Annotated in this window: 19 protein-coding genes; 4 read left to right on the top strand and 15 right to left on the bottom strand. The window is 62.4% G+C overall.

Features of this window, described 5'->3' with window-relative positions; all coding sequences use genetic code 11:
* The first annotated feature begins 1 nt into the window (after position 1).
* The gene (cobA, locus tag SM130_RS09095; protein WP_102823771.1) at positions 2-739 is read left to right on the top strand and encodes a uroporphyrinogen-III C-methyltransferase; all 738 of its coding nucleotides are present in this window, start codon (positions 2-4) and stop codon (positions 737-739) included.
* A 76-nt stretch (positions 740-815) separates the two neighbouring features.
* Here cobA and SM130_RS09090 read toward each other — a convergent pair whose 3' ends face one another.
* The 8 genes from SM130_RS09090 to SM130_RS09055 form a co-directional block, all read right to left on the bottom strand.
* Positions 816-3,170 carry an efflux RND transporter permease subunit gene (locus SM130_RS09090; protein WP_102823770.1) on the bottom strand — a complete coding sequence of 785 codons (2,355 nt, stop codon included), beginning with the start codon at positions 3,168-3,170 and terminating at the stop codon, positions 816-818.
* Between the two features lie 16 nt (positions 3,171-3,186).
* Positions 3,187-4,185, bottom strand: a complete 999-nt coding sequence (locus SM130_RS09085) for a WD40/YVTN/BNR-like repeat-containing protein (protein WP_102823769.1) — start codon at positions 4,183-4,185, stop codon at positions 3,187-3,189.
* A gap of 504 nt (positions 4,186-4,689) precedes the next feature.
* Positions 4,690-7,350: an aminopeptidase N gene (pepN, locus tag SM130_RS09080; protein WP_102823768.1), complete on the bottom strand. Its 2,661-nt coding sequence runs from the start codon at positions 7,348-7,350 to the stop codon at positions 4,690-4,692.
* A 213-nt stretch (positions 7,351-7,563) separates the two neighbouring features.
* On the bottom strand, positions 7,564-8,397 hold the full coding sequence (locus tag SM130_RS09075; protein ID WP_102823767.1) for a DUF2797 domain-containing protein: 834 nt from the start codon (positions 8,395-8,397) through the stop codon (positions 7,564-7,566).
* Entirely contained in the window at positions 8,397-8,675 is a 279-nt protein-coding gene (locus SM130_RS09070; RefSeq protein ID WP_102823766.1) for a YeaC family protein, read from the bottom strand. The genes SM130_RS09075 and SM130_RS09070 overlap by 1 nt, the downstream gene beginning before the upstream one ends.
* A gap of 68 nt (positions 8,676-8,743) precedes the next feature.
* Positions 8,744-9,604, bottom strand: coding sequence for a rhomboid family intramembrane serine protease (locus tag SM130_RS09065; RefSeq protein ID WP_102823765.1), 861 nt, complete (start codon positions 9,602-9,604; stop codon positions 8,744-8,746).
* Positions 9,601-10,569, bottom strand: a complete 969-nt coding sequence (locus tag SM130_RS09060) for a metallophosphoesterase (RefSeq protein ID WP_102823764.1) — start codon at positions 10,567-10,569, stop codon at positions 9,601-9,603. Before SM130_RS09060 ends, SM130_RS09065 begins: the two co-directional genes overlap by 4 nt.
* Positions 10,569-11,456, bottom strand: a complete 888-nt coding sequence (locus SM130_RS09055) for an NAD(+) kinase (protein ID WP_003280695.1) — start codon at positions 11,454-11,456, stop codon at positions 10,569-10,571. The genes SM130_RS09060 and SM130_RS09055 overlap by 1 nt, the downstream gene beginning before the upstream one ends.
* 207 nt (positions 11,457-11,663) lie before the next feature.
* Between SM130_RS09055 and SM130_RS09050 the strand changes: the two genes are divergently transcribed.
* Positions 11,664-12,653, top strand: coding sequence for a DUF1853 family protein (locus SM130_RS09050; protein WP_102823763.1), 990 nt, complete (start codon positions 11,664-11,666; stop codon positions 12,651-12,653).
* A gap of 33 nt (positions 12,654-12,686) precedes the next feature.
* Positions 12,687-13,907, top strand: coding sequence for a chromate efflux transporter (gene chrA, locus SM130_RS09045; RefSeq protein ID WP_102823762.1), 1,221 nt, complete (start codon positions 12,687-12,689; stop codon positions 13,905-13,907).
* A gap of 4 nt (positions 13,908-13,911) precedes the next feature.
* Here the strand turns inward: chrA and SM130_RS09040 are convergent, their stop codons facing one another.
* On the bottom strand, positions 13,912-14,664 hold the full coding sequence (locus tag SM130_RS09040; RefSeq protein WP_102823761.1) for a sulfite exporter TauE/SafE family protein: 753 nt from the start codon (positions 14,662-14,664) through the stop codon (positions 13,912-13,914).
* A gap of 110 nt (positions 14,665-14,774) precedes the next feature.
* Here SM130_RS09040 and SM130_RS09035 point away from each other — a divergent pair, with 110 nt between their 5' ends.
* A complete protein-coding gene (locus tag SM130_RS09035; RefSeq protein WP_102823760.1) occupies positions 14,775-15,725 on the top strand; it encodes a LysR family transcriptional regulator in 951 nt (316 codons plus the stop codon).
* A gap of 12 nt (positions 15,726-15,737) precedes the next feature.
* Here the strand turns inward: SM130_RS09035 and SM130_RS09030 are convergent, their stop codons facing one another.
* From SM130_RS09030 to speE, 6 genes are all read right to left on the bottom strand, one after another.
* On the bottom strand, positions 15,738-16,079 hold the full coding sequence (locus tag SM130_RS09030) for a ribonuclease E inhibitor RraB (protein ID WP_102823759.1): 342 nt from the start codon (positions 16,077-16,079) through the stop codon (positions 15,738-15,740).
* A gap of 196 nt (positions 16,080-16,275) precedes the next feature.
* Complete coding sequence (locus SM130_RS09025) at positions 16,276-17,010, bottom strand: proteasome-type protease (RefSeq protein WP_102823758.1); 735 nt, start codon at positions 17,008-17,010, stop codon at positions 16,276-16,278.
* A gap of 84 nt (positions 17,011-17,094) precedes the next feature.
* A complete protein-coding gene (locus SM130_RS09020) occupies positions 17,095-17,889 on the bottom strand; it encodes a transglutaminase family protein (RefSeq protein ID WP_102823757.1) in 795 nt (264 codons plus the stop codon).
* Positions 17,886-18,836, bottom strand: a complete 951-nt coding sequence (locus tag SM130_RS09015; protein WP_102823756.1) for an alpha-E domain-containing protein — start codon at positions 18,834-18,836, stop codon at positions 17,886-17,888. Before SM130_RS09015 ends, SM130_RS09020 begins: the two co-directional genes overlap by 4 nt.
* A complete protein-coding gene (locus tag SM130_RS09010; protein ID WP_102823755.1) occupies positions 18,837-20,249 on the bottom strand; it encodes a circularly permuted type 2 ATP-grasp protein in 1,413 nt (470 codons plus the stop codon).
* 178 nt (positions 20,250-20,427) lie between these two features.
* Positions 20,428-21,288: a polyamine aminopropyltransferase gene (speE, locus tag SM130_RS09005; RefSeq protein ID WP_102823754.1), complete on the bottom strand. Its 861-nt coding sequence runs from the start codon at positions 21,286-21,288 to the stop codon at positions 20,428-20,430.
* Positions 21,289-21,439: the final 151 nt, after the last annotated feature.

Raw genomic sequence — 21,439 nt, 5'->3', positions numbered from 1 at the left:
CATGAGCGCAAAAGTCTGGCTGGTAGGCGCCGGCCCCGGCGATCCGGAACTGCTGACTCTCAAGGCCGTGCGGGCGCTGGGCGAAGCACACGTTGTGATGATCGATGATCTGGTCAACCCCGCCGTGCTCGAGCATTGCCCCAACGCGCGGATCATTCCAGTGGGCAAGCGCGGCGGCTGCCGTTCCACGCCGCAGGCCTTCATCCACCGGCTGATGCTGCGTTATGCCCGCCAGGGCAAATGCGTAGTTCGCCTCAAGGGTGGCGATCCGTGCATCTTCGGCCGCGGCGGCGAAGAAGCCGAATGGCTGGCGACACGTGGCATTGACGTCGAGCTGGTCAATGGCATCACCGCGGGCTTGGCCGGCGCGACCCAATGCGGCATCTCGCTGACCCAGCGCGGCGTTGCTCGCGGTGTCACCCTGGTCACCGCGCATACCTTGGACGACAGCAGCCCCGAATGGCAGGCACTGGCGAAAAGCGGCACCACGTTGGTGGTATACATGGGCGTCAGCAAGCTGGAGCAGGTACAGGCCGGTCTGCTGGAGGGCGGCCTTCCGGCCGGCACGCCGGTGGCCATGATTGAGAACGCCTCGTTGCCACAGCAACGTGAATGCCGTTCGAGCCTGGCCACCATGTGCCGCGATGCCTTGACCTTCAAGCTGAAGAGCCCGGCCATTCTGGTGATCGGCGAGGTTGCCGCGCAGGCGGCGATGGAAGCCATAAGCCAGAGCGCCTGATCACTCAGCCGACCCGTCACGATCTGCCATAAAAAAACGCGGCCCTAGGGCCGCGTTTTTTGTTGCCACTTGAACATCACGCCTTCTGACGCAGCTTCTCTGGGTTGATCAGGAAGCGCGCCAGGGCCGGCAGCAGCCAGATCGCGCCGACCATGTTCCAGAGGAACATGAAGGTCAGCATCATGCCCATGTCAGCCTGGAACTTGATGTCCGAGAACACCCAAGTCACCACGCCGATCGCCAGACAGACACCGGTGAAGATCACCGCCTTGCCGGTTGATTTCAGGGTCTGGTAGTAGGCTTCCTGCAGGGTCATACCCTGGCGCAAGAAGGACTCCAGGCGGCTGTAGATATAGATGCCATAGTCCACACCGATGCCCACGCCCAGTGCAATTACCGGCAGCGTTGCCACCTTGACGCCAACCCCCATGAAGGCCATCAGCGCGTTGCCGAGAATCGAGGTCAGCACCAGCGGCAGGATCACGCAGAGCGTGGCCGCCAGCGAGCGGAAGGTCAGCAGACACATGATGCTCACGGCCAGGTAGACCGCGATCAGCATGGTGGTTTCGGATGCTGCGATGACCTCGTTGGTGGCCGCCTCGATACCGGCGTTACCCGCTGCCAGGACAAACTCCAGGCCTTCGCGATTGTTTTCCTCGGCGAAATCCTTCGCCGCCGCAACCACGTGTTCCAGGGTTTCGGCCTTGTGGTCGTTGAGGAACACCAGTACCGGCGCCAGCGAACAATCGCTGTTGTACATGCCTTCGGCGCGGGCGATGGAGTTGTTCAGCACATGCTGGTTACGCGACAGCGTTTCCCATTTCAGGCTGCCCTCGTTCATGCCTTTGATGCCCTGGCGGGCCACCGAGACCATTGAAACCGCCGACTGCACACCGTCGGTGTTCTGCATCTTCCACATCAGCTCGTCCATGGCAGCGAGCGTGTCGTAGTGGGAACAGCCCTCCGGCGCGGTCTTGACCATCACCACCAGCACGTCGGAGCTGGTCGAGTAGTTGCGGATGACGAAGTCGTTATCCAGGTTGTAGCGCGAGTCCGGATGCAGTTCCGGTGCGCCCTGATCGAGATCGCCGATCTTCAGGTTTTGGCCATACCAGAGACCGCCGGCCAGCGCGACCACCGCGATGGTGATGGAGATCGGCGCCACCTTCGGGCTGGCGAAGTTCGACAGCGCGCGCCAGAACGGATGATCGCGGGAGGCTTCTTCGCGAGCCTGCTTGATCGCCCGCTGGCTGATGCCCATGTAGGAGATCGCCACCGGTAGCAGGATCAGGTTGGTCAGGATGATCACCGCCACACCCAGCGAAGCGCCGATGGCCAGCTCGCGAATCACGCCGATGTCGATCAGCAGCAGGGTAACGAAGCCCACCGCATCCGACAGCAGCGCCACCATGCCCGGGATGAACAGCTGACGGAACGCCATGCGCGCAGCCGTCACCGGGTCTTCGGTATAGCCGGAGGCCATGGCGATGCCGTTGATCTTTTGCACGCCATGGGAAATACCGATGGCGAACACCAGGAACGGCACCAGCATCGAGTACGGATCGAGCCCGAAGCCCAGCGTATGCAGCAAGCCGAGCTGCCAGGTCACGGCAATCAGCGTGGTAACCAGCACCGCGATGGTGCTCTTCAGGCAGCGGGTGAACCACAGCAGCAGAACGAAGGTGATGCCGATGGCAACGATAAAGAACAACGCCACACCGACCAGCCCGTCGATCAGGTCTCCGACCTTCTTGGCGAAGCCGATGATGTGCACCTTCACATTCGGATTCTGCGCCTGGTACTTCTCGCGGATCTTTTCTTCCAGCTCGTGGGAGAACTTCTGGTAGTCGAGCTTGATTTGCCGGCTCTGGTCTTCCGGGTCCGGGTAGGACTCCAGCAGCGGCACATCGATGATGCTCGACTTGAAGTTGTTCGCCACCAGGCGGCCGATCTGGCCGGACTTGAGGATGTTGTCGCGCAGGTCATCCAGGCTCTCGGGCGAGCCGTCGTAGGTCTGCGGGATCACCTCGCCACCGGCGAAGCCTTCCTCGGTGACCTCGGTCCAGCGAACGTTGGGGCTCCACAGCGACTTCATGTTGGAGCGGTCGACACCGCGGATGTAGAACACCTCGTCATGGATCTGCCGCAGCGTCTCCATGTACTCCTTGGAGAAGATGTCGCCTTCCACGGCCTCCACGGAAATACGCACGGTGTTGCCGAGGTTGGCCAGGTCGTTCTGGTGCTCGAGCATCTTCTGGATGTAGGGATGCCCCAGCGGAATCATCTTCTCGAAGCTGGTCTGCGGCCGAACCTGCGCCGCCTGGTAAAAGAGGAACGCGCTGATCAGCAGGCAGAGAACCACGACTGCCGGCCGGTTATTGAAGATCAGGCGCTCTAGGAACGACGCCGGCTTCTGTTGGTGCTTGGTCATGCAGACTCTCCCGGCTTTATTGTTTTGGGGCCAGATCCGCGCCCGATGGCGAGGCGATGCGAACACCACCCTGCCCTACCAGGATCAGGTTGCCTTGGGAATCGGAGTTAACACCTGACAGCGAACGGCGGTCAGGTCGATTAAAGAGTTTGAAACTGCGGCCCTGATCGTCGCTGGTCAGCACGGCGCCGCCATGCCCGACCACCGCGATGCGGCCATCACGCAGCAGACTGCCATCGGCCAGCCCGGACTCGAGCGTATGGCCGTTGCCGTTGCTGAGTTCGATGGCCTGCCAGCTGTCGCCGAAATCGACGGAGCGGAACAGGTGACCGCGCAGGCCGAAGGCGACGACCACGCCGGGCTCAGAGCCGCCCACCACGCCGAAGAACGAGCCCTTATAGGGCGATTCGACCCGTTCCCAGGTCTCACCCATATCGGCGGAGCGGAACATGCCGCCCATTTCGCCAACCACGAACAGGCCGGAGCCTTCAATATGGGTGATGGCGTTGAGGTGGAAGCCGTCTTCGTTGTCGAGCCGCTCGCTGATGTCATCCCAGCTCTGACCGCCATCAACGGTTTCGATCAGTGCACCGTAGGCGCCGACGGCGATGCCGTGCTGGGTATCTTCGAACCAGACATCCAACAACGGCGCCTCGCGCTCGCGCTCTTCATATTGCACCGCCCAGCTTTCACCGCCATCGGAGGTGACCAGCACCAGCGCGTCGTGTCCGACCGCCCAGCCGTGCTTGTCATCGATGAAATCAATGGCAGTCAGCAGCTGACGCGTCGGCACCTTGGCCTGGGTCCAGCTGTTGCCCTCGTCGTCGGAATAGAGGATGTGGCCTCGATCACCCACCGCAACGATGCGGTCACCGGCCTGAGTGATGTCGAGTAGAAGATTGGAAGCAGCTTTGGCCGACTCGATCGAATAGCGAGTCTGGCCATCGGTAGCGGCCTGGGCGGGTGCCGATGCCGCAAGCAGCAGGAGCGAGAACGTGCCGCATAGCGAAAGCATGCCGGCAACCGATGAGTGAAGACGCGACGCCCTCGCCTGGTGCGGAACCTTGGCGCGGCCGGATAGTGTGCGCCGCTGAACGGGCTCACTCATACATACCCCCTTTATTCTTATTAGGTAAGGCCTGTAGTGCAGGCTCGGCCATCCTAGCCAGCTTACGCAGACAGGCACAATTGGCCGGACGTTATGAATTGTTAACTCTTACGCAATGATTGACGCGTGATCACTCAGGGTGATTAGGCCAGTGGCCAGTATGGTGACTGGCTGATCCGACGTCGAAGTGACGATCGGACGCGGTGGGGTCAGGGATGGTCACGGCAGGCGGCAACGAATAAAGAGTATCTCTAAGTGGGACACGGTCCCCTGTGCCCTGACGGCACGGTGAATCGACGAAGGCCTGCTTTGGTGGACTGAAGCCCGCCCTACGATTGAAGCAGAGGCAGAGGCAGAGGCAGAGGCAGAGGCAGAGGCAGAGGCCGATCGTTGTGCGATCGGCCTTTGGACTCAGGCGAGGCTCTTGCTCACCACTTCGTAGACGTCGCTGGACAGCTCTCCCGACGCCAGGATGCGCTCCAGCTCGCCCTTCATCAGCGCCTGGCGCGCGCTGTCGTATTTGCGCCAGCGGGTCAGCGGTGCCAGCAGACGCGAGGCGATCTGTGGGTTCAGCGCGTTGAGGGTGATCACCTGATCGGCGAGAAAGCGGTAGCCGGCACCATCGGCGCGGTGGAAGTTGACCAGGTTCTGATTGGCGAAGGCACCGATCAGCGCGCGCACCTTGTTCGGGTTCTTCAGCGTGAACGCCGGGTGCTGCATCAGTGCCTGTACCCGCTCCAGGCCACCGGGCAGCGGATTGCCGGCCTGCACGCTGAACCACTGATCCATTACCAGCGGGTTGTCCTTGAAATGCTCGGCGAAAGACTGCAGCGCCTTGTCGCGCTCCGCCTCGAACGGCGAGTTGACCAGCACGGCGAGCGCGGTCAGGCGTTCGGTCATGTTGTCGGCGTGCTCGAACTGATCCAGACACGCTTCGACGACCTCGGCTTTCTCGCTCAACATCAGGTACGACAGTGCGATGTTCTGCAGCGCGCGACGAGCGAAGTGCTCGGCCGAGGCGACATAGGCGGTGTTACGCGAGGTTTCGCGATTGGCCTGATAGCGCTGCCACAGCGGCTCGAACAGCGCATCGGCAATGCGCTTGCGAGCGAAGTCACGGGCGGCGTGAATGGCATCGACATCCGCCACGTCGCTGATTTCGGTCAGATAGGCTTCGCCCGGCAACGAGAGCATTTCGGCAACCATGGCCGCATCGAGCGTCTCGTTCTGCAACAGGCTGCGCAGCGCCTCGACCAGACGCTCGTCCATTGCCAACGCTTCCCCACGCTGATGCTGGCCGATCAGCTCCTGCAGCACCTGCACCGACAACTGCTGGCCTGCCTCCCAACGGTTGAAGCCGTCGGAATCGTGCTGCATGAGGAACATCAGCTGGTCGCGGCTGTACGGGTAGTCCAGTTTCACCGGCGCAGAGAAGCCACGCAGCAGCGATGGCTGCGGGCGCTCGGCGACGTCGACGAAAGTGAAAGTCTGCTCGGCCTCGGTCACCGCCAGCACACGGCTGGTCCCGGCTGCAGACGCTTCGCCCTGCAGCCGTAGCGGCATGTCCGAACCATCGGCAGCCAGCAGGCCGAGTTTCACCGGGATTACGAACGGCTCCTTGGTCGGCTGGCCCGGGGTCGGTGGACAGCTCTGGCGGAAGGTCAGCCGATAGGTCTGCGCCGCCTCGTCGTATTGCTCGCTGACGGCCAGGCGCGGCGTGCCGGATTGGCTGTACCAGCGCTTGAACTGCGTCAGGTCGGCGCCGTTGGCGTCTTCCATCGCCTTGACGAAATCGTCGACGGTCACCGCCTGGCCGTCATGCCGTTCGAAGTAGAGATCGCTGCCCTTGCGAAAGCCTGCTTCGCCCAGCAGCGTCTGGATCATGCGCACCACTTCGGCGCCCTTCTCGTAGACGGTCAGGGTGTAGAAGTTGGAAATCTCGATGAAGGATTCCGGGCGCACCGAGTGGGCCATCGGGCCGGCATCCTCGGCGAACTGATGGGTGCGCAGGTAGGCGACGTCCTCGATGCGTTTGACCGTCGCCGAGTTCATGTCGGCGCTGAACTGCGAATCGCGAAAGACAGTGAAGCCTTCCTTGAGCGACAGCTGGAACCAGTCGCGGCAGGTCACGCGGTTGCCCGACCAGTTGTGGAAATACTCATGGGCAACGATCGCCTCGACGCGCTGGTGAGCGGCATCGGTGGCGGTTTCGGCGCGGGCCAATACGGCGCTGGAGTTGAAGATATTGAGGCCCTTGTTCTCCATGGCACCCATGTTGAAATCGTTGACCGCGACGATCATGAAGATGTCCAGATCGTATTCGCGGCCGTAGGCCTCCTCGTCCCACTTCATGGATTTCTTCAGGCTATCCATGGCGTGCTGGCACTTGTCGACGTTCTCCGGCTCGACATAGATGCGCAGCGCCACATTGCGACCGCTCATGGTGGTGAAGCTGTCCTCGATGGCCCAGAGGTCGCCCGCCACCAGCGCGAACAGGTAGGCCGGCTTCATGAACGGATCTTCCCAGGTCGCCCAGTGCCGACCGTTGTCCTCGCTGCCACTGGCGATCGGGTTGCCATTGGACAGCAACACCGGATAGGCCTTCTGCTCGGCGCTGACGGTGGTGGTGAACTTGCTCATCACGTCCGGGCGGTCAAGGTAGTAGGTGATTTTGCGGAAGCCTTCGGCTTCGCACTGGGTGCAGAACATGCTGCCCGACTTGTACAGCCCTTCAAGCGCAGTGTTGGTTTCCGGATGGATCACCACCGAGCTGTCGATGACGAAGGCATCTCTGTCCGGCTGCAAGGTCAGGCAGTCTTCGTTGATCTGGTAGTCGCCAGCACCCAGCTGGCGATCGTTCAGCGCAATCGACAGCAGCTCTATTTCCTGGCCGTGCAGCTCCAGCGGCGGCAGCTTGCCAGCCGGGCGTTCGGGATTGCGGCGCATCACCAGCTGGGCATGCACCAGGGTGCGATCCTCGTACAGCTCGAAGGTCAGGTGGGTTTCATCGATCAGGTACTCGGGCGCCTGGTAATCCTTCAGATGAATGACTTTCGGTTGTTCGGTACGCATGGAAACCTCGTCGGCTGAGCTTCAAGCGGCAAGCTTCAAGCGGAAATATGGATGTCAGCCCGGACACCGGGCTGCGGATGAGTTCGAGCTTAGCGCCTGTCGCAGCGGACTTGTAGGGTGGAAACGGCGCAGCCTTTTCCACGCGATGGTCCGGCCGCTCAATTTGAGCCTGAGGGCGGGGTCAATCGGTGGATAAGCGAAGCGTTATCCACCCTACGCCGTAGTGCTTGCCGCGACCTGATAAGCGGTGAACTTGCGGATATTGATCACGCCGGTATCGAGGATCAGGTACTGGCCCTTGATGCCCTTGAGCGTGCCTTCGACCACCGGGGTCTTCTCCAGATCGAGGCTGACCACCTTGGTCGGGTAGGCGTCGACCGGATAGCGAATCTCCAGCACCTCGGCATTGGCCACCGGCTGGATCGCTTGCAGCCCGTAGCGCTGCTGCAGCTCGCGCAGGCCGTCGGCGCAGGCATCGAAGATCTGCTCACGCATCTCGATCAGGTCGAGCGGCTCGGCGTCACTTTTAAGCAGCGCCCGCCAGTTGGTGCGATCCGCCACCTGGCTGCGCAGCAGATCTTCGACCATGCCGGACTGCTGGCGCGTGGCGACGCGCAAGATCGGCAGCGCCTGGCTCGCACCCTGATCGAGCCAGCGCGTCGGCAGTTGTGTGGCGCGTGTGATGCCGACCTTGATACCCGACGAGTTGGCCAGATACACCACGTGGTCGGTCATGCAGAAGTCCATGCCCCACTGCGGATCGCGGCAGGTGCCGAAATCGTGGTGGCACTTTTCCGGGCTCATGATGCAGATGTCGCACTGCGGCAGCTTTTTAAAGCAGGGATAGCAATAACCCTGGCTGAAGCTCTTGTTGGTCTTGCGTCCGCAATGGGTGCAGTTGATGGCACCGAGGTATTCCAGCCGCAGGGTCTTGCCGATCAGCGGGTTGACCGGCACCAGTTCGTCATTCAAACGGAAGGAATACTGCGCCGGCGCGCCCAGCTGGATCGACATTTTACTCAGCGCACCGCGTCCCAATTCAAGCATCAGTGGCGGGTTCCCGAAGCGGGCGAGAACAGGCTGGTATCAATCGCAGGCTCGGCCTTCTTGCTCTTGGAAGCGCATTCCTGACCGCCCATGAAGCCGGTGCGCTTATCTTCCGGGAGGTTCTTCATCTCCCAGGCAATCACCGCCTGCATGCAGGTTTCCTTCTGCTCGGGGGTCAGCTTGCGGCCGTCAGCCCATTTGCCGAGTTCGAGGGCCTGCTTGAGGCTCTGGTAGATTTCCGGGGTGATGTTTTCGGCGGTTTGGATAAAGGTCGACATGGCCAGCTCCGAGGGAAACGAGCGGCCATTCTACCGGGCAGTCGCGCTTTAGGGAAAAGCCTCGCAAGCTAACGGCGGCGTGCCAGCATGCCGCCAATCACACCGGTGACGCAGCCGGCGACCAAGCCGCCGACATGCGCTGCATTGGCAATCGCCAGCGCGCCGAAACTGAGCACCTCGATGACACCGGTCAGGCAAATCACCAGCCACACCAGCATCAACACCACCACGCCAGGCGGCAATCGGTAGGCGGCGTTAGGCGCGAGCTTCTGATACAGCCAGCAATGCCCGAGCAGGCCGTACAGCACACCCGAGAGCCCACCAAAAATGCCAGGCCCACCGAACAGGTACTGGGCGAAATTGGAAACCAGGCCGAACAGCAGTGTCAGCGCCAGCAGCATCCAGGCTCGCTGATGCGCTTCGATGCGCCGCCCCAGCTCCCAGAACCACATGCTGTTCATCGCCAGATGCAGGATGCCGAAGTGCACGAAGATCGGTGTAATCAGGCGCCACCACTGACCTGCAGCAAGCGTCTGCTCCAGCGAGGCGAAATAGGCGTATTCACCATCGACACGGAAGTCGACGAAGTTCAGCCAGCGAATCGCCGCGAAATTCTCACCAAGCATGGTGACCGCTGCGACGACCAGGGTAATCACCAGCACTGCTGCAGTCAGCGGGTTGGCGCGCAGGGCTGCGACAAAGCCTCCGCGCCGACGTGGCTGCTCGATGACCACGCTGTCATCGCCCTGCGGATAGCGCGCATACAGATCACGGACCTGCTCAACCACCTCGCCCGGCACGCGCAAGACCTGCTGATCGCCCTCTTCCGACACCCGGCATGGCACTCGCAGACGACGTAACAGGGCGATGAAACCGCTCAGGTCTTCTGACAATGGCAGGCGCAACGCCTCGGCAACGGAGACGCTCACTGGATCACCGCCTTTACATCGACCCAGACGAACTTGGCAGGGTCCAACCGGGTTTCCTGGTCGAGCCGATATGCCACCAGCTTGCCGTTCTTCACCGCGCTGTAATCGAGACAGGCGAGATTGTCGCGAATCGGTGCCGGTTGGCCACGACGCCAGTAGTGACCGACGAACAGCAACGGCTCGTCCGGCCCGTAGAGGAACAGGCGATTCTTCTGCTGTTGCGACAGCGGCATACGCGCCGCGTGGTCCGGTAGGCCGTCAGGCTGGAACACGACATCCCCGTAGGTCTGCGGATTCTCTTCCCAGAATTTGGTGCGGAAGAAGGTCCGCACGAAGCCTTCCTCGCTGGTCAGCACCATTCCTTCGGGCAGCGGCATATCGGTACCACGCAGCAGCCGATCCAGCGCCTGACAGATGAAGGTGCCCGGCAGGCCAGCCTCGCGCAGGATCGCAGGGTTGATGCAGTCATCGTTCAGCAGCGGTCGCAGGCGCGCGATCACGCTGCTGTCCCAGCAGGCGTGCACGACGCGGAAGCGTTCGTTCTCGAGAAATAACGGCAAGCCGTAGAACCACTCGCGGAAGGCTTTCCACTCGTCAGGATAGGCTTCGAACTGCTGGAAGGTTTCCTGCAGCAGGCGGGCGAAACGCGGCGAATGCTCGCGGACGCAATCGCGAGCGCTGCCCGGCGGCGCTGGCATGTACCAGCCCAGCGCGTTGAATTCGTGGTTGCCCATGATGCAGTAGGCGTGACCCCGGTCGACCATGTCGTAGACCAGGTGCAGCGCCTCGCGAATATGCGGGCCGCGGTCGATGATGTCGCCGAGGAAGATCACCTGTCGCCGCGGATGGCGCCAGACGCCGCCCTGAAAACGGTAGCCGAGCGTGTCCAGCAGGCGTGCCAGGGTATGGCCGCAGCCATGCACGTCACCGATCAGGTCGTAGCCGCGTTCGGGATCCAGCTGCATCAATCGCCTCCGCCGAGCCGGCTGCCCCAGCCAAGCTTGGTCCGGCACACTTCGTAGTAGTTGTGATCCAGCGGATGGATAAGGTGCAGCTTCTGCGGCTTCTTGCGCACCGTCACGGTGTCGCCCGGCGCGCAGGTGAAGTGGTTCTGGCCATCACAGGACACCTGCGGATAGATCTGCATGTTCGGCGACACCACGATTTTCAGCTCACTGTTACCGTCGACCACGATGGGCCGGCTCGACAACGTGTGCGGGTACATCGGCACGACGACGATGGCGTCCAGCCGCGGATGCATGATCGGCCCGCCCGCCGACAGCGAGTAGGCCGTCGAGCCGGTGGGGGTCGCCACGATGAGGCCGTCGGCCTTCTGGCTGCAGACGAACTGACCGTCGATATACAGCTCGAACTCGATCATCCGCGTGGATTTGCCGGGGTGCAGCACTACATCGTTGAGCGCATCGCCCTCGCCGATCGGCTCATCGAAACGTCGCGCCTGGGCTTCGAGCAGGAAGCGGTTTTCCAGCGTGTACTGCCCGTTGAGTACCTCGGCAACCTTCTCCTCCAGTTCATCCGGACGGATATCGGTGAGAAAGCCAAGGCTGCCACGGTTGATGCCGAGTACCGGCACCCGGTGCTTGGCCATCGCGCGGGCCGCGCCCAGCAGGCTGCCGTCACCGCCGACCACGATCACCAGATCGCAGGATTCGCCCAGGCGCTGCCTGGATGAGGTCTGCATGCCATGGCCCGGCAACACCTCGGCGATGTTCTCTTCGAGAATCACATGCAGATGCCGCTCGACGAGGAATCGTTTCAGCCGGCGGATGGTATCCAGCACCTGGGAGCTACCCAGGCGGCCGATGATGCCGATATTGCGGAATTGCTCCATTGACGTTCCCTGGTGTGGCTGGGCGGATGGTTGCGGGCAGTCGCAACGCTGGAAAAGTAACACGCAGCACGCTGGCAGAGTCGCCATGAGCGCCGGGCCTGCATTCCGCCAACAGACGTTAGAGGGCCTGATTGGCGATGGTGTTCAGCGCAACGGATTATCGGCGAAACGCCGGACCATCGGCAAACCGACGGCTATGCTGCATCCATGAGCCTTCGCAGTCTTGCCGATTTCCCCAGCCGTCTCCAGCATCAGCAGGTGCGCGACCTCGCCTGGACGATCCTCTCGCCATCGCTGTTGAGCGAGGCGCCACGATGCCAACGGCATCCGCTGAGTGCGAGCCGCTGGAACAGCGAACCCGAGCGGATGGCCGACTGGCTGCAGCAGCAGGACGCCGATCCATCCATCCTTGAGGCCTGGTTATCGCTGCACAGCACTCGCCGCCTCGGCCTGTATTACGAGCGGCTGTGGCAGTACGCGCTTTCCCAGGCGCCGGATATTCAGCTATTGGCGGCCAACCTGCCGATTCGCCAGAACGGCACCACCCTGGGCGAGTTGGACTTGCTGTTCTGTGACGACGACGGCGTGCACCATCTGGAGCTGGCGGTGAAGTTCTATCTGGGCCTGGACCACGGCGGTGGCGGCGCGCATGCCGATTGGTTGGGGCCTGGCAGCCATGACCGCCTCGACCTCAAGCTGGCCCACATGTGCCAGCATCAGTTGCCGCTGAGCAGCCAGCCGGCAACGCTCGCGGTGCTCGCTGAACTCACCGGCCGCGTCGTACACAGCAGTTTCTGGCTCGGCGGCTATCTGTTCCAGCCCTGGCCGCGAGGCTGCATGCCGCCTCTCGGCGCCAATCCGCACTACCTGCATGGGCGGTGGCTGCGCCAGGCCGATTGGCCGGGCTTCAACGCGGAGAAGCCCGACGCGGTCTGGCAGCCCATCGCGCGCGCAGCCTGGCTGGCACCGGCACGTATTCCGGCCGCGGAATTGTGGGATGCAAGCCGCTTTGCCGATTGGCTGGCAGGTAATCCAGCGCAGGCGCGCGCGCAGCTGCTGGCAAGGCTCGAACCGGATGCGACCGGCGCTTGGCTGGAGCAGGAGCGACTCTTTCTCGTTGCCGACGACTGGCCTCGAAACGGCGCGGCCATGCTCGGTATGTCACCGCGTCACCAGCCTGACACGTTCGCTGGCTAAAATGGCCGCCCGACTCAACCCCGACGGCCTTACATGCCAACTGCCCAACAACACGATCCGGCGATCAGCCGACTCGATGCCTGGACAATTTTCCTGGTATTTCTCCGCCTCGGCCTGACCTCGTTTGGTGGCCCCATCGCGCATCTTGGCTACTTTCGCCACGAGTTCGTGCAACGTCGGCGCTGGCTCGACGAGCGCAGCTATGCCGATCTGGTGGCGCTTTGCCAGTTTCTTCCCGGGCCGGCCAGCAGCCAGGTCGGCCTGGCGATCGGCCTGCTGCGCGGCGGCTATCGCGGGTCCCTTGCCGCCTGGGCGGGTTTCACCTTGCCGTCGGCGGTCGCCCTGGCAATCTTTGCGTTGGGTATCGCCAGCTGGGGCGAAGCGCTTCCCCATGGCGTGCTTCAGGGCCTGAAGGTCGTCGCCGTGGCGGTGGTTGCCCAGGCGGTGTGGGGCATGGCTCGGACCCTGTGCACGGACGGACCACGCGTGGTCATCGCCTTGGCCTCGGCAAGCGCCGTGTTGCTGCTCCCGTTCGTCTGGGGCCAGGTCGGGGTTATCGTCGCGGCGGGCCTGCTCGGGCTACTGATATTCCGTCCAATCGTCACCGAGTCGCATGTGGCATTGCCAGTCGCCGTATCAAGCCGCGCCGCCTTGACGGCGCTAGCGGTATTCGTCTCGTTGCTCGCCCTGCTACCGCTGCTCGCCAGCGGTACCAGCAGCCAGGCCCTGGCCCAGGTCGACGCGTTCTATCGTACCGGCGCGCTGGTATTCGGTGGCGGCCACGTGGTCTTGCCATTGCTGCAAGCGGAGGTGGTGCCGTCAGGCTGGGTCGACAACGATTCTTTCCTCGCAGGCTACGGTGCAGCCCAGGCGGTACCGGGGCCGCTGTTCACCTTTGCGGCTTTTCTCGGTGCATCGATGAGCGTCGGCGCCAGCGGTTGGCTGGGTGCCGCCCTGTGCCTGGTGGCAGTATTTGCACCTTCGTTCCTTCTGGTAATCGGCGTGTTGCCGTTCTGGGAAAGATTGCGCAGCAATCGACGTACCCAGGCGGCACTGGCCGGGGTGAATGCCGCTGTGGTCGGGCTAATACTGGCCGCCCTGTACGACCCGGTCTGGACCAGCGGCATAAAGGCACCGGAGCATTTCATCTTGGCGCTGCTCGCGCTTGCCGCCCTGATGTACTGGAAGCTGCCGCCATGGCTGGTGGTGGTCGGTGGCGCATACGGCGGCTGGGCACTCACGCTCGTGCTTTGACTGATCAGCTTTCCAGCGCGAGCAACACTGCGCTGGCCACCAGGAACAGGCTGAACAGCAATCGCAACAACCGCTCAGGCAGCGCATGCGCGAGCCGAACGCCCAGGCTGATGCTCAGCAGCCCCCCGACCGCCAACGGCAATCCCAACAGCCAGTTGACCTGGCCGTGCAGTGCGTAGGTGACCAGCGTGACGCCAGTGCTGGGCGCCGCCAATGCCAGCGAGAGACCTTGGGCAACCACCTGCGACGCACCGAATACGCTGGTCAGAATCGGCGTGGCAATCACCGCACCGCCCACACCAAACAGGCCACCCGCTGCGCCGGCGCCCGCACCGAGCAGGCTCAGCCAGGGCCAGGGGTGGCGCAACTGCCCATCACCAGGGGGCGGACGCAGGAACACCCGCAGCAACGTATACGCCGCCAGCGCCAGGAGGAAACCGACGAACGCCAGGCGCATGCGGCCGGCGTCCAGCGACACCGCAATGGCGGCCCCGAGGATCGCAAAAAGGAAGCTGGTGCTGCCCAGCGCAACGGCGTTACGCCAGTCGATTCGATTGCGCTGGTGGTAACGCCAGATGGCGAGCAGCACATTAGGCACAACCATAACCAGGGCGGTGCCCTGAGCCAGTTGCTGATCCAGACCAAACAGTACGCCCAGCACCGGAATCGCGATCAATCCGCCACCGATACCGAACAGCCCGCCGAGCGTGCCGAGTGCCAGCCCAAGCAGCACGTTCAATCCGATATCCAGCAGCATTTGTTCGCTCCAGCTTATATGAGGCGCCTATGCTACGCCGCCATGGCTGGCACCGGTACGCACAGCCACGCACAATGGCTTTGCGCAAATAGCAAAAGTGAGAACCCCCAATGTTGCCCGATGCCCTTTCTGCTCAGCTCAGTCTGTTCATCGATGTGCTCGACGCTGGCAGTTTCTCGGCCGCGGCGCGCCGTCACGGCTTGACGCCGTCGGCAGTCGCGCGCCGTATCGACGCACTCGAAAAGGCGCTCGGCTGTCAGCTTTTCAGCCGCAGCACCCATGCGGTTCGGCCAATGCCTGCCGCGCTGGTATTTGCCGAGCGCGCGCGGCGCATCGTCAAGGAGCTGAATCTGGCACGTGCGGAAGCAACGTCGCTGGACAGCGCGCCGGAGGGCCGCATCCGGATCGACGCGCCAGCGCCGTTCGGTCGTCGTCATCTGGCGCCGGCGCTAGCTGAATTTCTTCAGGCCTACCCAGGAGTGGACATCCAGCTGCGGCTGATCGACAGCTTCGTCGATCTGCACGGCGAGCACCTGGGCGAGGTTGACCTGGTGCTACGCATCGGCCCATTGGCCGACACCCGCCTGGTCGCCACACCTCTGGCGCCGATGGTGCGTATCGTCTGTGCCAGCCCCGCCTATCTGGAACGCCGCGGGGTGCCGCTGCAACCGGAAGAGCTGCCCGAGCATGACGGGCTGGACTGGGACGCGCTGGCGCCGCCGCATGCCTGGCGTTTCGAGCGCGATGGGCGGCCGCAGCTGTTGCGTCCGGGTCGGCTGCGAATGGTGGCGAACAACGCCGAAGCGCTGCTGGCCGGAGCGTTGGCCGGGCTCGGCATCGCCCACCTGCCAACCTGGCTGATCAGCGATCAACTGCTGCGCGGGGAATTGCTGCCACTGTTCTGCGAAGGGGGTCTACCGCAACCGGAAGCCAGCGGCATCTATGCGCTGCGCCTGACGCGCGAAGCGGATTCACGTAGTCGCCTGCTGCTGGAATTTCTGAAGAACCGCTTTGGCCCGGTCCCTCCCTGGGACCAGGCACTTCAGAGCGGCTTCAGGTGAGGGTGAAACGGATCAGACGCTCAGACCTTCAAGTTCCTGGGTGACGCCCCAACCATCGAGAACACCGCCAAGGGGTTCGACGAGATGCTCGAGATCCTGCTCGAAATCGCCGATGCCGTTGAATGTCGCGTACATCACTTTGCTTACCTGCAGATTCCAGCTCCCGTCCTCACGCGGAAACACCTGGGTATTGATGGTTTCGCCGCGAAAGTTCTGCGCGGCTATCTCGGCAGGGTCCTGTTCTGGAAACACCGCATAGAACTCGATGGGATGAACACGGGCGAAATCGAAACCGCCCTCCTTCATCCGGCGCAGAACGGTGCTGCTGACATCCTCGTGGAAGGTGCTGCTCATAAATCAACCTCCTCTCATACCTGGATGAAGTTGCCACGAGCTCAGCGGGAGGTCGGCTCCGTCGTCAAGACATCGGGCAAACGGAAGTCGCAACAGCTAATCGGAGAAACGCGGTGGACGCTGTCCACAGTGACAAGCTAGCAGGCCGTGAAGCTGACTGCGAGAGCTATATGGCGTCACGCCACATCAACGGCTCCTACTCAAGATAGAGGCCCGGCGCTGATGGCAGTTCAACCAGCATTCGTCGCAAGTTGCTACACCACTGCTCGCGAATACCCTCGTAATAGGCATCACCCTCCGCCACGCGATAGCCGGCGGGCAGCTCGAGAGTGTCCTTGCGATAGACCAACACATCCAGAGGCATGCCCACCGAGAGATTGCTGCGTATGGTCGAGTCGAAGGAGATCAGTGCACAGCGCAGCGCCTGCTCGAGACCAGTGGCGAACTGCAGCGCGCGGTCGAGAATGGGTTTGCCGTACTTGCTTTCACCGATCTGGAAGTAAGGCGTGTCTACCGTCGCACTGATGAAATTTCCCTGCGGATAGAGGTTGTAGAGCTCAGGGACCTCACCCTTGATCTGCCCGCCCACCAGAAAAGAGCTGCTCATGTCGATGCCCGAGTTCATGCTCGGCGAGGCATCGTGCTCCACGACTTCGCGTAGCGTGTCACCGACCAGGCGCGCGGCGGCGAACATGCTGGGCACGTTGTTGAGGTTGACGCCATCGGCAGCCAACCGGTGGCGCAGCAAGCTCACTACCGCTTGCGAGGTGGCCAGATTACCGGCGGTCTGCAGCACGATCAGGCGCTCGCCCGGTATGCCGAAACGGTAGAGCTTGCGGAACGTAGCGATGTGATCGACGCCGGCATTGGTCCGCGAGTCGGACACGAATACCAGTCCGTCGGCGAGGTTCATGGCGACACAGTAAGTCATTACTCGGACTCTTTTGAGTGAGGGGCCAGCCCCAGGCAGCGCGGATGGTAACCCAACCGCCACAGCCGCAAGGCAACGCCAGAACTACTGCTGCGCCATCTGCATCGGCATGACCTGAACCCGCGCGTGCATCGATTCACAGCCACCGCCCCGACGCATGCCGCGCACGGGGCATGCGTCGAGATAATCCAGCCCCACCGCCAGCTTGAGATGGCGATCCGGACGGATCAGTCGGTTCGATACATCGAAGCTGTACCAGAGCCCCTCGACCCAGGCCTCGACCCAGGCGTGACTGGCCAGGTGGTCACTGTCATCGGTGAGCAGATAGCCGGATACATAGCGCGCCGGTATACCCAGGCTGCGAGCACAGGCGATGAACGCGTGACTGTGGTCCTGGCAGACGCCCGCACGACCCGCGAACGCCTGCGCGGCCGTGCTTTCTACGTGGGTGGCTCCTGGGGTGTAAACCATGTGATCGGCGAGCGCGTGCATCAGCTGCGCCAACGAATCACGCTCGCGACGGCTACCGCACTGAAGCCGAGCAAAATCGATCAAGGCGTCGTCAGCCTGGGTCAGTGGGCTGGCGCGCAAAAAGGGTAGCGGCGATGCGTCGTCCGTTTCGCATTCGCAGGCTTCATCGATCTCCACCTGGCCGCGGGCGCGAATGACGATCTCGTCATGGGGTTCGTCGAGCGTCAGCACATGCAGAACGTTGCCGTAGGGATCGAGCTGCGCACGCACCGGGCGCGGCAACTCGAGTTCCCAGCTAAATACACGCTGGCGCTGGCTCTGCTGCGGGGTCAGGCGCAGGTACTGGATGCTCGCGCGAACCTGATCTTCGTAGCGATAGCTGGTGTCGTGGCTTATCGATAGCTTCATGCTGCCTCCAGATAGGACGAGTGAATGGCGCTGCCGAGCCGGCCGATGTGCTCGATGTAAACGCTGATCCAATCGTGCAGGCCGAACTCGACCACCTCGTCGATTGCGGTGTAACGCAGACCCGCCTCGAGTTCGGAAGCCAAGCGTTGTGCGGGCCGCCCGTTCTCGCCCGGCAGGCTGGCGAGAATCATCTGTAACTCCACCAGGCAGGCGCGTAATGAGCGCGGCACGTCCGCGCGTAACAGCAGCAGCTCCGCAACCTTCGCCGTACGCGGCGACCCCCGGTAGATCTCGGCGAACGCCTCGAACGAGGACAGCGCGCGCAGCAGTGCGCTCCACTGGTAATAGGCCCGCGCCGAACGGTCATCGAGCAGTTCGCTTTCCTCGCCAAGTAACTCGTGGCGCGCATCGAGCAGACGCAGGGTGTTATCCGCACGCTCGATAAAGGTGCCGAGCCGAATGAAGCGATAGGCATCGCTGCGCATGATGGTGCCCACGGTAGCCCCGCGAAACAGGTGCGAGCGCTCCTTGACCCACTCACAGAATCGGCTGATGCCGTAGCGCCCCAAGCCCTGCTCGGCGATGCCACGCATCTCCAGCCAGGCAGCGTTGATGTTCTCCCACATATCCGAGGTGATGCGGCCGCGCACGGCATGGGCGTTGCTACGGGCCAGGCGCAGGCAGTTGAACAAGCTGACGGGGTTGGCTTCCTCAAGTGCGAAGAAGTGCAGCATTTTTTCGGCATTCAACTGGCCGTGGCGGCGCAGGTATTCATCCAGGGTGCCAGTGATCAGCAGCGGCATCGCCAGCTCGTCGAGGCCGTCGCCGCGCCCGCTCTGCGGCATAAGCGACAGCGAATAACTCACATCCATCATGCGCGCCATGTTCTCGGCGCGCTCCAGATAGCGGGACATCCAGTACAGGTCGGCAGCGGTTCTACTCAGCATTCAGAAATCCTCCACAACCCAGGTGTCCTTGGTGCCGCCGCCTTGCGACGAATTGACCACCAGCGAGCCTTCGCGCAGCGCAACGCGGGTCAGCCCGCCAGGGACCAGGCGTGTCTCGCGGCCACTGAGCACAAAGGGCCGAAGATCGATGTGCCGCGGTGCGATGCCGTTTTCGACGAAGGTTGGGCAGGTCGACAGACACAACGTGGGTTGCGCGATGTAGGCGGCCGGATTTGCCTTCAGCCGGGCACGAAAGGCCTCGATCTCCCTTACGCTGGCCGCAGGACCAACCAACATGCCGTACCCACCGGAGCCTTGTGTTTCCTTGACTACCAGCTCCGGCAAGTGGGCCAGAACGTGGGACAGCTCGTCTGGCTTGCGGCACTGCCAGGTCGGCACGTTGGCGAGAATCGGCTCCTCGTCCAGGTAGAAGCGGATCATCTCCGGGACGAATGGGTAGATCGATTTGTCATCCGCCACGCCAGTGCCGACGGCATTGGCCAGCACCAGGTTGCCTGCCCGATAAGCCGAGAGCAGGCCCGGCACACCCAGCGTCGAGTCGGGATTGAATGCCAGCGGATCGAGAAAACCATCGTCGAGCCGGCGGTAGATCACGTCCACCTGGCGCGCGCCGGAGGTGGTACGCATGTACAGGTGCTCGTCGCGAACGAACAGATCGGCCCCCTCGACCAGCTCGACACCCATTTCCCGTGCCAGAAAGGCATGCTCGAAAAAGGCGCTGTTGAACCGACCCGGTGTCATCACCACCACGCAGGGGTTATCCATCGGGCTCGAATGCTTGAGCGTTTCCAGCAACAGGTTCGGGTAGTGATTGATCGGCGCAATGCGCTGTGCGGCGAACAGCTCGGGGAACAACCGCATCATCATCTTGCGGTCTTCGAGCATGTAGCTCACGCCGCTGGGCGTGCGCAGATTGTCCTCGAGTACGTAATAAGTGCCGTCACCGTCGCGTACCAGATCCACGCCAGCGATGTGCGCGTAGATGTCTCCGTGCAGGTCGAGCCCCTGCATGGCCGGTTGGTAACCCTCGTTGGTAAGCACCTGCTCCGGTGCAATGACGCCAGCCTTGAGGATGCGCTGCTCGTGGTAAATATCCGCAAGGAACAGATTGAGCGCCTGGACCCGCTGCACGCAGCCGCGCTCGACCATGCGCCACTCGCTCATCGGTATGGAGCGTGGAATGGTATCGAACGGGATCAGACGTTCTGTGCCCTGCTCATCACCGTACAGGGTGAAGGTGATACCCGCCCGGTGGAACAGTAGATCGGCTTCACGCCGGCGCTGAGCCAACATGTCGGCCGGCGTGCTCGACAACCAGCTGGAGAATGGCTGGTAGTGGGGTCGGCAGCCGCCTTGGGGGTCGAACATTTCATCGTAGAAAACGCGGTCCATGCAAAGCCCTCGAGCACATACGTGCCCATTCACAGTGCAAAGCCCGCGCCACGAAAACAAATCCTTTCAGAACAGCCAGTTTAACGATCGCAGAAAAAAAGCCCGCACCGTTTCCGGGCGGGTCGCGTCAGCGAGCAAGGAGGCGTGCCCCTTTTCGAGACACTCGTCACATTTGACCTCAGTCGTTACTGGGCTTGGCGATCGCATGCAGCACGAACTGCGGCAGTGCGAAGGCGCCGATATGCACGTGCGGGTTGTAATAACGGGTAACGATGCCGCTGCCGGCGTAACGCTGCGCCAGGGTTACCAGCGGCAGCTTGCGGCTCTCGACGTTGCAGGCGCCCCAGGCGAAGGTCATGGCGCCGCCGATATAGGTCGGCACTGCGGCCTGATAGAAATGCCAGTCGGCGAACAGGCCATGCAGGCGCTTGGCAGTGGTCTGCACTTCACCCAGTTGCATGAACGGCGTGCCGTTCTGTGTGACCAGAATGCCGCCTTCGTTCAGGCAGCGGCGGCATGCCTGGTAGAAATTTTCGGAGAACAGCACCTCGCCCGGGCCGATGGGATCGGTGGAATCGGAAATGATGACGTCGAACTTCTCTTCGGTGGTCGCCACGAAGCGCATGCCGTCATCGATCACCAGATTCAGCCGCGAGTCATCGAAGGTTCCAGCGGAATGATTCGGTAGGAACTCCCTGCACATATCCACCACGGTGCGATCGATCTCGACCATGGTGATGCTCTCGATATCACGATGACGTGCCACTTCTCGCAGGATGCCGCCATCACCACCACCGATGATCAGCACTCGTCGCGCCAAGCCATGGGCCAGGATCGGCACATGCGCAAGCATCTCGTGGTAGATGAACTCATCGGCTTCGGTAGTCTGGATCACACCATCGAGAGCCATGACGCGACCCATCCGGGCGTTCTCGAAGATCAGCAGATGCTGATGTTCGGTACGCACTTCGTGCAGCAGCTTGTCGATCTGAAAGCGCTGGCCGTATCCCTCGTAGAGAGTTTCCTGATAGTCACTCATGGGGCTTTCTCCGTTGGCAGACGCCGAGCGCAGCGCTCCGGCGTCTGAGCTGGCTGAGGGGAAGGACGACCGAATCGCCCACCGCAAAGAGGCACGATTCTACGTTGGCCAACATGACAGGGGGAGCCATGGGGTTCGAAAGCATACTTCG

It is taken from the genome of Stutzerimonas stutzeri, assembly GCF_038561965.1.
GTDB classification, from domain to species: domain Bacteria; phylum Pseudomonadota; class Gammaproteobacteria; order Pseudomonadales; family Pseudomonadaceae; genus Stutzerimonas; species Stutzerimonas stutzeri_AA.
The sequence above is the reverse complement of the archived record's forward strand: the minus strand, read 5'-3'. Positions and strand labels throughout refer to the sequence as shown.